General features: G+C 71.4%; 12 protein-coding genes. 7 read left to right on the forward strand and 5 right to left on the reverse strand.

What is annotated here, in order from left to right; translation table 11 throughout:
• The first annotated feature begins 176 nt into the window (after positions 1-176).
• The 5 genes from sigE to SLINC_RS29460 all read left to right on the forward strand — a co-directional run bounded on the left by sigE (position 177) and on the right by SLINC_RS29460 (position 5,374).
• Positions 177-950 carry an RNA polymerase sigma factor SigE gene (gene sigE, locus SLINC_RS29440; protein WP_225988315.1) on the forward strand — a complete coding sequence of 258 codons (774 nt, stop codon included), beginning with the start codon at positions 177-179 and terminating at the stop codon, positions 948-950.
• Positions 947-1,942 carry an anti-sigma factor family protein gene (locus SLINC_RS29445; RefSeq protein WP_067439098.1) on the forward strand — a complete coding sequence of 332 codons (996 nt, stop codon included), beginning with the start codon at positions 947-949 and terminating at the stop codon, positions 1,940-1,942. Before sigE ends, SLINC_RS29445 begins: the two co-directional genes overlap by 4 nt.
• Before the next feature lie 106 nt (positions 1,943-2,048).
• Positions 2,049-3,890, forward strand: a complete 1,842-nt coding sequence (locus SLINC_RS29450) for a S1C family serine protease (protein ID WP_067439101.1) — start codon at positions 2,049-2,051, stop codon at positions 3,888-3,890.
• 123 nt (positions 3,891-4,013) lie between these two features.
• Positions 4,014-4,457, forward strand: a complete 444-nt coding sequence (locus SLINC_RS29455) for a sec-independent translocase (protein ID WP_067439105.1) — start codon at positions 4,014-4,016, stop codon at positions 4,455-4,457.
• 260 nt (positions 4,458-4,717) lie between these two features.
• Complete coding sequence (locus SLINC_RS29460) at positions 4,718-5,374, forward strand: hypothetical protein (protein WP_067439108.1); 657 nt, start codon at positions 4,718-4,720, stop codon at positions 5,372-5,374.
• A gap of 89 nt (positions 5,375-5,463) precedes the next feature.
• On the opposite strand, the gene SLINC_RS29465 is transcribed toward SLINC_RS29460, so the two are convergent.
• Genes SLINC_RS29465 through SLINC_RS29475 form a run of 3 tightly spaced genes read right to left on the reverse strand, consistent with a single transcriptional unit; the run spans position 5,464 to position 8,639 of the window.
• Positions 5,464-6,597 (reverse strand): Mrp/NBP35 family ATP-binding protein, encoded by a 1,134-nt coding sequence (locus tag SLINC_RS29465; protein ID WP_067439111.1) that lies wholly within the window; start codon positions 6,595-6,597, stop codon positions 5,464-5,466.
• Between the two features lie 43 nt (positions 6,598-6,640).
• Positions 6,641-7,228, reverse strand: a complete 588-nt coding sequence (locus SLINC_RS29470) for a DUF1003 domain-containing protein (protein ID WP_067439114.1) — start codon at positions 7,226-7,228, stop codon at positions 6,641-6,643.
• A complete protein-coding gene (locus SLINC_RS29475; RefSeq protein ID WP_079164786.1) occupies positions 7,218-8,639 on the reverse strand; it encodes a magnesium transporter MgtE N-terminal domain-containing protein in 1,422 nt (473 codons plus the stop codon). The genes SLINC_RS29470 and SLINC_RS29475 overlap by 11 nt, the downstream gene beginning before the upstream one ends.
• Before the next feature lie 223 nt (positions 8,640-8,862).
• On the opposite strand from SLINC_RS29475, the gene SLINC_RS29480 reads away from it, so the two are divergent.
• The gene (locus SLINC_RS29480) at positions 8,863-9,609 is read left to right on the forward strand and encodes a hypothetical protein (protein ID WP_067439117.1); all 747 of its coding nucleotides are present in this window, start codon (positions 8,863-8,865) and stop codon (positions 9,607-9,609) included.
• Positions 9,610-9,639: 30 nt separating this feature from the next.
• Here SLINC_RS29480 and SLINC_RS29485 read toward each other — a convergent pair whose 3' ends face one another.
• Together SLINC_RS29485 and SLINC_RS29490 are read right to left on the reverse strand one after the other, a co-directional pair.
• The gene (locus SLINC_RS29485) at positions 9,640-10,152 is read right to left on the reverse strand and encodes a hypothetical protein (RefSeq protein WP_067439120.1); all 513 of its coding nucleotides are present in this window, start codon (positions 10,150-10,152) and stop codon (positions 9,640-9,642) included.
• A 23-nt stretch (positions 10,153-10,175) separates the two neighbouring features.
• On the reverse strand, positions 10,176-11,294 hold the full coding sequence (locus SLINC_RS29490; protein ID WP_067439123.1) for a magnesium and cobalt transport protein CorA: 1,119 nt from the start codon (positions 11,292-11,294) through the stop codon (positions 10,176-10,178).
• A 463-nt stretch (positions 11,295-11,757) separates the two neighbouring features.
• On the opposite strand from SLINC_RS29490, the gene SLINC_RS29495 reads away from it, so the two are divergent.
• The gene (locus tag SLINC_RS29495; RefSeq protein WP_067439126.1) at positions 11,758-12,354 is read left to right on the forward strand and encodes a suppressor of fused domain protein; all 597 of its coding nucleotides are present in this window, start codon (positions 11,758-11,760) and stop codon (positions 12,352-12,354) included.
• Positions 12,355-12,379: the final 25 nt, after the last annotated feature.

The raw sequence follows: 12,379 nt of genomic DNA on the forward strand, positions 1-12,379 counted from the left end.
GGAACCCGCAGATGGGACCGGGCGTTTAGAGGGGTGGGAGACGGAGCGGGGGGACACAGTTGGATCACGACGCGGGGCCGGGGTTCGAGCAACTGCTGACGCAGGGGCCCGAGCCGTATCAGCCCAGATCAAATTCTCGTAAAACCGCTTATCCGGAGCTAACGGGCGAGGTGGCTATGGTAGGGGCTCCACTGGACACCACCAGAGCCGACAGGGGAGGTGCGGCCGTACCCGGGGATCGGGGCGGAGTGCTGCGGCGCTTCCTCGGATCGGCGGGCAGGCCGAAATCCGTGAACAACACCGCTGCTGACCACAGCCACGCCGGCGACTACGCCCAGACCGCGACCTTCTCCACCGACGCGGACGGGCAGGCGTGGACTCCGCCCACCTGGGAGGAGATCGTCAGCACGCACAGTGGCCGCGTCTACCGGCTCGCGTATCGACTGACGGGCAACCAGCACGATGCCGAGGACCTCACCCAAGAGGTGTTCGTCCGCGTCTTCCGCTCGTTGTCGACCTACACGCCCGGCACCTTCGAGGGCTGGCTGCACCGCATCACCACCAATCTCTTCCTGGACATGGTCCGGCGCAAGCAGCGCATCCGCTTCGACGCCCTCGGCGAGGACGCGGCCGAGCGCCTGCCCAGTCGTGAACCATCGCCCCAGCAGGTCTTCAACGACGCGCACTTCGACGCCGACGTCCAGCAGGCACTCGACACCCTCGCGCCCGAGTTCCGGGCCGCGGTCGTCCTGTGCGACATCGAGGGACTGTCGTACGAGGAGATCGCCGCGACCCTGGGCGTCAAGCTGGGCACGGTCCGGTCCCGGATCCACCGCGGCCGCTCGCAGCTGCGGAAGGCTCTCGCGCACCGCTCGCCGGAGGCCCGGGCCGAGCGACGCTCCTTCATGGCTCGTGTCCCCGCCCTGGGGGGAGGGGGCGCGACCGCGTGAGTGGATCACGGCCCGAACCCGGCGAGGGGCGCCTCGCGGAACAGCATCTGGGAGACCGACTCGCCGCCCTGGTGGACGGTGAGCTCGGTCATGAGTCGCGGGACCGCGTCCTGGCGCACCTGGCCACCTGCGCCAAGTGCAAGGCCGAGGCCGACGCGCAGCGCCGACTGAAGAACGTGTTCGCGGAGGCGGCCCCGCCCCCGCCCTCGGAGAGCTTCCTGGCCCGGCTCCAGGGGCTTCCGGGGGGAGGTGACTCCGAGGACGGCGACGGTTCGCCGTTCGGCGGGGGAGGGTTCGCCGACGGACTCTCCCCACGACCCGGGACCACCGGGGTCTTCGGCCTGAGGCGCGGCGAGCGCTTCGAGTTCGGCTATGTCCCGGCGCGCCCGCACCGCGCACCGGCCCTGCCGCCGTCCGCCGCGAACCGCGGTTTCCGCATCCATGACGTCAGCCGTCACGAGGCCGAGCGGTCGTCCTCACGCGGGCTGCGGTTCGCCTTCGCCGCGGCCGGGGCGGTGTCGCTCGCCGCCATCGCGCTGGGCGGGGTCACCACGGTGACACCGACCGACGGGGCCGCCGACGCTCGCGGCGGAACCGGCACGGGCAGCAATGTGACACCGGCGCGCAGCCCGGGCACGGGGGCCGCCACGGCCGAGAGCCAGCGGCGCCGCGGCTCCGGCCCCCTGCTCGCGCAGGGCCAGGGACAGGCGGGTGGCAGCGCCCCGGTCGCCCCGACCGAGGTGTCCGCACCCCTGCTCCCGGGGGTGCCCACGCCCGCGCGGGTGTACGAGGAGGTCGTCCATGAGCTGGCAGCCCCGGTGATGGCCGGCGCGGCAGCCATGTCGCCTCTGATACGTCCGCTCAGTGCCACTCCGCCGATCTCCCTGACCGCGTGGTCCACCCCCACGGACCTCTCCGGCCCGGACCTGCTCGCCTCACCCGCTCCCGAAGCCACCTCGGCTTCTTCCCCCGGCTCCGGCATCACCCGCTGACCGGCCTCTGCGCGGCGGTGCGCGAACCTGGTTGAATCCAGGGGAGTCGACGAACGGCGGCCACCGCCGACGAACCGCGCCGTGGCCGTCCGTGACTGGGGAGAGCATGAACGAGGGGAAGCCCACGAAAGCGGGCGGGGCGGACGACGTCATCGGGTCCGGTGCACACGCCGACGATGCCGACGGCGATTTCGAACTGAGAGCACCACAGGACACGGCCGCCGTGATCCGGGACGACCCACCGTCCCCCGGCTCCGGCGCCACAGGGCCGACGGAACCGTCGGGACCGACGGGGGAGTCCGGGACCGAGGGCGACTTCGAGCTGGCCCGTCCCGGGACGCCGACGACTCCGCCGGTGGGGGAGACGGGGGCGGGCGCGCCTCTCGGCAGCAACGTTTCGGCTGCGGCCACCGAGCGGCCCGAGAAGCGGCCCGAGCCCCTGCACGACCCCGATCCCTACAGCACCCCGCCGTACGGCGAGCCCGGCCCCTGGGCGCCTGCTCCGCCCGTTCAGCACCCGGCGGCCACACCCGCGCAGGGCACCGCCGTACCGGCGCCTCCCGGTGCGCCCGTGCCCTCGCAGGGCGTGGCCCAGGCGCCGCCCGCCGCCCCGCCGAGCCAGGCTCCGGAGCCTGCCCCGGCTCCGGTCCCAGCCTCCGCCCCGGCCCCTGCCCCCATGGCGGCCCCTGCTGCCGACGCACCCGCGTCCGGCATCCCGGGCCCCGACGCGCCCGCACCCCCTCCCACCCCCTGGCAGAACTACGACCCCTGGGCCCCCGTGGCCGCCGCGCCCCTCCAGCAGACCGGCGAGGCCGTGCTCAGCAAGGAGCAGCGGCGCAGGCGGGTGCGGAAGGCACTGGCCGGAGCGGCGGTGCTGCTCGCGCTCGTGGCCGGGGGCGTCGGGGGCGCCGTAGGAGCGTATCTGGAGCGCAACGGGGGGATCGGGGAGGTGGAGTTGCCACAGGCGGGTCCGGAGCCCGCCGGGCGGGCTCCGGACAGCGTGGCGGGGATCGCCGCGCGGGCGCTGCCGAGCGTGGTGACCCTGCATGTGTCCGGCGCCGGGGAGCAGGGCACCGGCACCGGCTTCGTGCTGGACGACCGGGGCCACGTCCTGACCAACAACCACGTCGTCGAACCCGCCGGTGCCGACGGCGAGATCACCGTGACCTTCCACAGCGGCGACACCGCCAAGGCCACCGTCGTGGGCCGGGACAGCGGCTACGACCTCGCCGTGGTCAGGGTGAGCGGCGTCAGCGGGCTCAAGCCCCTCCCGCTCGGCAACTCCGAGAACGTCCAGGTCGGCGACCCGGTCGTCGCCATCGGCGCCCCCTACGACCTGGAGGGCACCGTCACCTCCGGCATCATCAGCGCCAAGGAACGGCCCATCACCGCCGGCGGTGAGAGCGAGGACGGGAGCGACGTGTCGTACGTGGACGCGTTGCAGACCGACGCGCCGATCAACCCCGGCAACTCCGGTGGCCCGCTGCTCGACACGCGGGGCCGGGTGGTCGGGATCAACTCCGCCATCCGCTCGGCGGGCGGCGGCTCCGCCCCGGAGAGCGGCCAGGCCGGCTCGATAGGCCTCGGCTTCGCCATCCCGATCAACCAGGGCAAGCGCGTCGCCGAGGAACTGATCAACACCGGCAAGGCGACCCATCCGGTGATCGGCGTCACCCTCGACATGGAGTACTCGGGCGACGGCGCCCGCGTCGGCACGAAGGGCAACGACGGCGGGCCCGCGGTCACCGTCGGCGGCCCCGGCGCCAGGGCCGGCATCAAGGCGGGGGACGTCGTCACCGCGGTCGACGGCCGCCGTATCCACTCCGGTGACGAACTGATCGTCAAGGTCCGCGCGCACCGCCCCGGCGACCGTCTCGAACTCACGCTGGAGCGCGACGGCCGGGAGCGGACGATCTCGCTGGTGCTGGGGTCGTCCGACGGTGACTGACAGAAACCTTCGGGACAGTACCGGTCATACAGGATCGCCGGGTACCGTGGACCCGGCCCGGACCACGGAAGACCGCACTGACCACCGAGGGCCGCGGACCGAGGACATCGCAAGGAGCTTCAGGTGTTCAATGACATAGGACCGCTCGAGGTCGTGACCCTCGTTGTCCTCGCCGTGCTCGTCTTCGGTCCGGACAAGCTTCCGAAGGTCATCCAGGACATCACCCGGACGATTCGCAAGATCCGGGAGTTCTCCGAGAGCGCCAAGCAGGACATCCGCGGCGAACTGGGCCCGGAGTTCAAGGACTTCGAGTTCGAGGACCTGAACCCCAAGACGTTCATCCGCAAGCAGCTGGACAACGACGAGCTGGGGCTCAAGGAGATCCGCAACGGCTTCGACCTGAAGAAGGAGATGGCCGAGGTCACGGACGCGGTCCACGGCCGCGAGGCCGAATCCTCCTCGTCCTCGGGTGCCTCGGGCTCGTCCGGCGGCCGCGTCGACATGACCAAGAAGCCCGAGGAGCCGGGCAAGGACGACCGCCCGCCTTTCGACGCGGACGCCACCTGAGCCGTACGCCCCTTGGGCCGTACGTCGGCCGCTCCCGTACGCCGGCCGCGCCGGACGTGACGCGTTTCATACTCCGGACAGGCCTCGTCGCGGCCTGAACCCGCCCCGGCGGCGCCCCGCGCGCCGGGAGCTTTCGTCGCTGCTCGGAGCGGTGTGGCTATGCTGCCGAGTTGTTGTGCGGGCCGTACTGCGACGAGTAGCGCCGCCCGAAGGGGGGCGGGCCGTCCCGGTCCGACGAGAACGAGGAGGCGTCCGGGCAGATGGAGACGACGAGTCGGGCAGTCGCGCAGGCGCCGGCCGCGGAGGGTGGACAACAGGTCCCCTCCGCCCGGCGTACGGTCGACGGCTACCTGGAGGCGCCCTTCCCGTGGTACGGCCTCGACGAGGCCTTCACGGGGCCGAGATGGCTGATGCAGGTCGGTACGGCGGCCGACGGTGCCGTCGAGCACGGTTCGATCGGGCACGGTGACGAGCCCTCGGTCCGTCACGAAGGCACGGAGGACAAGGAGAAGTTCGCGGTGGTGGTGACCGTCGCGGCGAATCCGTCCCGCAGGAGCGCCGACGGCACGGGGCTGCTGGAGGCCACATCGGTCGCCTCGGCGGCCTGGCTCGCCGGGGTGGGGCTGCTGTCGTTCACCTGGCCGGGCCAGATGGACCACACCCTCAGGGACGACTGGCTCGACCAGCAGACGGAGACGGCGTGGGCACTGGCCGACGATCTCTCCGGTTCCGAGTGGTCCACGCTGTCGCTGCCGGTGGACGGGGTCCCGACGCCGTTCCACTACCGGGAGTCCGAGTTCGGCTGGGTCCTGGCCGGATCGACCCAGGCGGGGGTGCACGTGGGGGCGTACGGGAGAGGGATGAGCGCGTACGGGCTCGGCTTCGCCATGATCAAGGACATCGGCGCGTACGCATGAGGGTGAGTGGGGAACTGCGGGCCCTTGGTGGCTGACCGCGCAGTTCCCCGCGTCCCCGGGGAGTGTTCTTCCGGAACGCGCCCTTCGGGCTAGAACTTGTTCTTCGGCGTGATGCCCAGGGACAGTCCCGAAAGGCCGCGCTGGCGTCCTCCGAGCTTGCCCGCGATCGCCCGCAGCGCCGAGCCCGCCGGGCTGTCCGGGTCCGTCAGGACGACCGGCCTGCCGTCGTCGCCGCCCTCACGGAGGCGGACGTCGATGGGGATGCTGCCGAGGACGGGGACGGAGGCGCCCGTCGTCCGCGTGAGGCCGTCGGCGACGGACTGGCCGCCGCCCGTGCCGAAGACGTCGACCATCTCACCGCAGTGCGGGCAGGGCAGGCCCGCCATGTTCTCGACGACGCCGACGATCTTCTGGTGGGTCTGGACGGCGATGGAGCCGGCCCGCTCGGCGACCTCGGCGGCGGCCTGCTGGGGCGTGGTGACGACGAGGATCTCGGCGTTCGGGACCAGCTGGGCCACGGAGATGGCGATGTCGCCGGTGCCCGGGGGCAGGTCCAGCAGCAGGACGTCGAGGTCGCCCCAGTAGACGTCCGACAGGAACTGCTGGAGAGCCCGGTGGAGCATCGGACCACGCCACACGACCGCGGAGTTGCCCGGGGTGAACATGCCGATGGAGATCACCTTCACGCCGTGCGCGGACGGCGGCATGATCATGTTCTCGACCTGGGTGGGGGTGCCGTCGGCGCCCAGCATGCGCGGCACGGAGTGGCCGTAGATGTCGGCGTCCACGACACCGACCTTCAGCCCGTCCGCCGCCATGGCCGCCGCCAGGTTCACCGTCACCGACGACTTGCCGACGCCGCCCTTGCCGGAGGCGACCGCGTACACGCGGGTCAGCGAGCCCGGCTTGGCGAAGGGCACCTCGCGCTCGGTCTGGCCGCCGCGCAGTGCGGTCGCCAGCTCCTTGCGCTGCTCGTCGCTCATCACGTCCAGCGTGACGTCGACGCGCGTGACGCCCTCGACCGCCGAGACCGCGTCCGTCACGCGCTGCGTGATCGTGTCGCGCATGGGGCAGCCGGAGACCGTCAGGTACACGGTGACCGCGACCGCCCCGTCCGCACCGATCTCGACCGACTTGACCATCCCGAGCTCGGTGATGGGGCGGTTGATCTCGGGGTCGTTCACCGTCGACAGCGCTTCACGCACCGCGTCTTCCATAGCCATGAGAACGATGGTACGGCGCCCCGCGGCGGCCCCGGCATGCCCGTCACCGGTCGTCTACGTCACGTCCCCTCGGCCGTTCTGCCGGGAATACGACGTGCCCGCTCCGTCGCTCCTCCAGCTCCTTCACCATGTCCTGGAGCTCCGAGCGGATCCAGTCACGGGTGGCCACCTCGCCGAGGCCGATCCGCAGGGCCGCGATCTCCCGGGTCAGGTACTCGGTGTCGGCGATGGACCGCTCGTTCTGCTTGCGGTCCTGTTCGAGGTTGACCCGGTCGCGGTCGTCCTGCCGGTTCTGCGCGAGCAGGATCAGCGGGGCCGCGTAGGAGGCCTGGAGCGACAGCATCAGCGTCAGGAAGATGAACGGGTAGTGGTCGAAGCGCAGCTCGTACGGGGCGAAGATGTTCCACAGCACCCACAGGATGATGACGACCGTCATCCAGACGATGAACCGCCCGGTGCCCAGGAAGCGCGCGATGCGTTCCGAGAGCCGTCCGAAGGCCTCCGGGTCCCACTCGGGCAGGACTCGGCGCCGGGGCGGCCGCGGCTGGTCGAGCCGGGGACGGGAGCGGGTGGTGGCGGTCGCGCCCGCGGGGGTGCGCTCACGGACCGCGGTCTCGCGCTCAGGCGTCATGGGAACCCGCCTCCTCACCCTTGCCGAGGCCGTCGCGGCCGTCGCGTGTGCCGTCGCTTGTGTCGTCGTTTGTGTCGTCTTCGAGAAGGTCGCGCCCGTCGCCTTCGGGTGCGTCGCCCTCATCGCCCTCGCCGTCCTTGTCGTCCTCGGCGAGGTGGAACTCCGTCTCCCGCCAGTCCTCCGGCAGCATGTGGTCCAGTACGTCGTCCACGGTCACCGCGCCGAGCAGCGCCCCCGCGTCGTCGACGACGGGCGCCGAGACCATGTCGTACGTCGCGAAGAACCCGGCGACCACAGGGAGCGGCGCGTCCGGTTCCAGGGGTTGCAGGTCGTCGTCGATGATCGCGCTGACCAGGGTGTACGGAGGGTCGCGCAGCAGCCGCTGGAAGTGCACGGTGCCGAGGTACTTGCCGGTCGGGGTCTCGTCCGGCGGCCGGCAGACGTAGACCTGGGCGGCGAGCGCGGGCGAGAGGTCGGCGTTGCGGACGCGGGCCAGCGCGTCGGCGACGGTCGCGTCCGGCCGCAGGACGATCGGCTCGGTGGTCATCAGACCGCCCGCGGTGCGCTCCTCGTACGCCATCAGGCGCCGCATGTCGGCGGCGTCGCCGGGCTGCATCAGGCTCAGCAGCCGCTCCTGCTCCTCCGTGGGGAGCTCGGAGAGCAGGTCGGCCGCGTCGTCCGGGTCCATGGCCTCCAGGACGTCGGCGGCACGTTCCTCCTTCAGCTTGCCGAGGATCTCGATCTGGTCGTCCTCCGGCAGCTCTTCCAGGACGTCGGCCAGACGGTCGTCGTCGAGGGCGGCGGCGACCTCGACGCGCCGCTTGGGGGACAGATGGTGCAGGACGTTGGCGAGGTCGGCCGGGCGCAGCTGCTCGAAGGTGGCCAGGAGGCTCTCGGCGCCCTGTCCGTGCTCCTCCAGGGCGAAGCCGGTGACGGCGGACCACTCGACCGTCAGTGTCTCGCCCTTGCGGCGGAAGGCGCCGCCCTTGCCGCCCTTGCGGACGAACACACGGTCGATCTCCCAGTCCCGGCGGGCCGGCAGCTGCTGCACCGACAGGTCCAGTACGGTCACCTCCTCTTTCGGCTCCCCGCTCTCGACGAGCGTCACACGCCGGTCGAGGAGCTCGCCGAACACCAGCCGCTCGGTGGGCCGCTGCTCGAAACGGCGGACGTTGAGGACACCGGTGGTGATGACCTGGCCGGACTCGATCCCGGTCACCCGGGTCATGGGCAGGAAGATGCGGCGGCGCGTGGCGAGTTCGACGACCAGCCCGAGCAGACGGGGCGGCCGGCGCGCGACGCGCAGCATGACGACCAGGTCGCGCACACGGCCGACCTGGTCACCGGTCGGGTCGAAGACGGCGACGCCGGAGAGATGGGAGACGAAGATCCGGGGGGCGCCCGCTGCCATGACTGTGCTTCCTTTTCGTGCGGGATTCGTGGGGAGGTGCTGCGTCGGAAGATCGGTGGCTCTCTGTTCCGAATTGCCCGCTCGGGTGGGCTTCAGGCTAGCCCGTCCCGATCGGATACGCCCTGGTGAGCGGTCCGGACGGACTGGCTCCGTGCGGGCGGTGGGACCCCGGTACGCTGCCCCTCGCCGCTGAAGGACCTCTGTCAGAAAGGCAGCCCCACCTGTGACTGCGATTCCCCGGCGCCACGCCTCCAGGGCAGCACTGGCGAGCACGATCTGCGCCCTGGCCGTCACGGGGACGGGCCTGACCGGATGCAGCGAGGATCCGGACGCGGGCACCAACGGTGTCGGCAAGCTGTCGGCCGAGCAGATCCAGTCCCGGACCCGTACCGCCGCCGAGGCCGCCGACGCCGTACGCCTCGCGGGCAATGTGGTGGCCGGCGGGCGCACGTACCGGCTCGACATGCGGCTGAAGGCCGACGGGGCCTCCGGGTCGGTCACCGCCGAGGGGGCGACCTTCCAGCTGCTGCGGGTCGATGAGGCGCTCTTCCTCAAGGCGGACGCGGACTTCTGGTCGAACGCGGACGACAAGGGCGGCGACTCCGACACGGCGGCCGCCGACAAGCTGGGCGGCAAGTACGTGAAGGTGCCGCAGGGCGACCCCTCGTACAAGAAGTTCAGCGGTTTCACCGACATGGACGTTCTCCTCGAAAGTCTGCTGACCCTGCACGGCTCGCTGGGCACGCAGGGCCACCACGAGCAGGCGGGCGTGCGCACCATCCGCATCACCGGCGACAAAGGCTCCGGCGGCACCCTGGACGTCTCCCTGGAGGGCGAGCCCTACCCCCTCCGCCTGGCGCGGGCCGGCGGCGCGGGCACCCTGACCTTCTCGGCCTGGGGCAAGGACTTCCCCCTGACCGAGCCGGAGAAGGACGACACGGTGGACTACGGCAAGCAGCTGCCGTCGTGACGTTCGGTGCGGGGCCGAGCCCGGCCCCGGCTACTTCCGTTTGCGCCGCTTGAGCAGCAGCCGCGGCAGCCCCGCCGGGATCGGCTCACGCGTCGTCGCCGGCGTCGGCAACGGCGCCTCGGCCAGGTCGCCCTCGGGCAGGGGCATCGTCGCCCCCGCCGGTTCCAGCCTGAGTACCCGGCACTCGCGGGACCAGCGCCCGGTCATCGCCTCGCCGTCGGGGGCGTTGAGCCGCTTGCCCTTGAGCTCGGCGACCGCGGCCTGCCAGGCGTCGGAGTCCGGGGCGAGTTCCACGACCTTCGCCGGCCACGAGACCAGCCGGCCGCCCTTGTCCTTGCTGCGGACCGTGACCTCGGCACCGGCCCCGTCGGCCAGACCGGGCAGCGGCTGCTCCCCGGGCCCGTCGCCGACCAGACAGGCCGCGCCCTCGTGCCACACGTGCCACAGGGCACGCGCCGGGCCGCCGGGACCCTTGACCCAGATGAGGCCGGACTTCTTCGTGGCCTCCTCGACGAGGGCCTGGTCGAGCAGCTCGCTTGTCATGGGCTCAGCCTATCCACGCGCCCTCACAGCCAGCCGTTGCGCTTCAGCGTGCGGTGGATGCCGAGGCAGAGGGTCACGGTGATGCCCATGATCACCGGGTAGCCGTACCGCCAGTGCAGTTCGGGCATGTGCTCGAAGTTCATGCCGTAGACCCCGCACACCATCGTCGGTACGGCGATGATCGCGGCCCAGGAGGTGATCTTCCGCATGTCCTCGTTCTGCGCGACGGACGCCTGCGCGAGGTTGGCCTGGAGGATCGAGTTGAGCAGCTCGTCGAAGCCGAGGACCTGCTCCTGGACGCGGGCGAGGTGGTCGGCGACGTCCCGGAAGTACTTCTGGATGTCCGGGTCGATCAGCCGCATCGGCCGCTCGCTCAGCAGCTGCATGGGGCGCAGCAGCGGCGCGACGGCCCGCTTGAACTCCAGTACCTCACGCTTGAGTTGGTAGATCCGCGCCGAGTCCACACCGCGCGCGGTCCCGCCGCGGCGCCCCGGCGAGAAGACCTCGGTCTCCACCTCGTCGATGTCGTCCTGCACGGCGTCGGCGACCGCGATGTAGCCGTCCACGACGTGGTCGGCGATCGCGTGCAGCACCGCCGAGGGGCCCTTGGCGAGCAGCTCCGGGTCGTCCTGGAGCCGGTGCCTGAGCGTCCGCAGGGAGCCCTTGCCGCCGTGCCGGACGGTGATGAAGAAGTCCCGTCCGGTGAAGCACATGACCTCGCCGGTCTCCACGACCTCGCTGTTGGCGGTCAGTTGGTCGTGCTCGACGTAGTGGATGGTCTTGAAGACGGTGAAGAGCGAGTCGTCGTACCGCTCCAGCTTGGGCCGCTGGTGCGCCTGCACCGCGTCCTCCACGGCCAGCGGGTGCAGCCCGAACTCGCCGGCGATGCCGGAGAACTCGGCCTCGGTCGGCTCGTGCAGACCGATCCAGACGAAGCCCCCGTCACGGCGCACCGTGCGCATCGCCTCGTGCGGGGTCAACGGCTTGTCCGTGACGACACGCGCGCCGTCGCGGTAGATGGCGCAGTCCACGACGGCGGAGGGCATCGAAGGGTCGCGGGTGGTGTCGTAGGGGCCGGTGTCCTTGCGCAGGGAGACGCGGGACGGGCGGACCACGGCACGCAGGTCGCGGATCATCGACATGGCAGGCTCCTTCGTGACAGGCAACGAAAGGCCGCCGACGACGGGTGGAACTACCCGGAATGGGGACGTCCTGACTGCGGAGGTTTGGCACGTCCACAAAGCGGGGAGCACCGCAGCGTCGCGGTGGCGAACTTCGCTACTGATGCAGCTGGGAATCAGCTCAGACAGATCAGGTAAAACGAACGAAGCGCTCTTCCGCGGTGAAGCGAGTGCGAGAGGTGGCAGCCAGCCGGAGCCAGAGCAACGAGTCAGCGGCGCGGAGAGCGGGTGCTACTGCACGGTCGACTTCGATCCATTGCAGCCCCACCTCCTCCGGCCGGTCCCTCGTAAGGGAGTGTCGTCGGCGTCGGGGCTTGATCGCGACGCTTCTGCGTGCTGCCCCGAACCACCGGGCAAGAGTAGCAGTCACCCGAACTGTCAAGGCGCTGCTTTGCCCGGTACTGACGAGTTCTATGCTCGCCGCATGGCTGATGTTCTTCCTCTGGTCGAGGCCCGGTTGCGCACCGCGCTGGGCGAACCGGACGCGCGCGCGGCGGTCACCTTCCTCGGTACGGACCGCATCGAGGTGCTGCGTTTCCAGGACGACTCCAGGGAGGGCGCGGTCGTCCGGTACGCCACGCTCGGCATGTCCGCCCAGCCGATGAGCGACCCCACGGCGACGATCGCCGACCCGGTCGCGGGGCCCCGCGCCGAGCTGGTCCTCTCGGTCCGTTCCGGCCTCGCCGACACCGACAAGGTGCTCCGCCCGCTCGCCGTCCTCGCCGCGTCTCCGCAGGTGGAGGGCGTGATCGTGGCTCCCGGCGCCTCCCTGGACGTCGGTGGGCCGCTGTGGCCCGGCGCGCCGTTCACCTCGGTCCTGGTCGCCGAGCCGGGCGGCCTGGTCGAGGACCTGGAACTCGACGCGCCCCTCGACCCCGTGCGGTTCCTGCCCCTGCTCCCCATGACCCCCAACGAGGCCGCCTGGAAGCGGGTGCACGGCGCCCAGGCCCTCCAGGAGCGCTGGCTGACACAGGGCACGGACCTCCGGGATCCGTCCCGGAAGTCCGTCCCGCTGGACTGACCCGGCCAGTGAGCAAGCTCACCAA

The organism is Streptomyces lincolnensis (assembly GCF_001685355.1).
In the GTDB taxonomy this organism is placed as follows: Bacteria; Actinomycetota; Actinomycetes; order Streptomycetales; family Streptomycetaceae; genus Streptomyces; species Streptomyces lincolnensis.

Coding starts and splice junctions, on each gene's coding strand:
- sigE (WP_225988315.1), top strand. CDS start 177: ATGGTAGGGGCTCCACTGGACACCACCAGAGCCGACAGGGGAGGTGCG.
- SLINC_RS29450 (WP_067439101.1), top strand. CDS start 2,049: ATGAACGAGGGGAAGCCCACGAAAGCGGGCGGGGCGGACGACGTCATC.
- SLINC_RS29460 (WP_067439108.1), top strand. CDS start 4,718: ATGGAGACGACGAGTCGGGCAGTCGCGCAGGCGCCGGCCGCGGAGGGT.
- SLINC_RS29465 (WP_067439111.1), bottom strand. CDS start 6,597: ATGGCTATGGAAGACGCGGTGCGTGAAGCGCTGTCGACGGTGAACGAC.
- SLINC_RS29470 (WP_067439114.1), bottom strand. CDS start 7,228: ATGACGCCTGAGCGCGAGACCGCGGTCCGTGAGCGCACCCCCGCGGGC.
- SLINC_RS29475 (WP_079164786.1), bottom strand. CDS start 8,639: ATGGCAGCGGGCGCCCCCCGGATCTTCGTCTCCCATCTCTCCGGCGTC.
- SLINC_RS29485 (WP_067439120.1), bottom strand. CDS start 10,152: ATGACAAGCGAGCTGCTCGACCAGGCCCTCGTCGAGGAGGCCACGAAG.
- SLINC_RS29490 (WP_067439123.1), bottom strand. CDS start 11,294: ATGTCGATGATCCGCGACCTGCGTGCCGTGGTCCGCCCGTCCCGCGTC.
- SLINC_RS29495 (WP_067439126.1), top strand. CDS start 11,758: ATGGCTGATGTTCTTCCTCTGGTCGAGGCCCGGTTGCGCACCGCGCTG.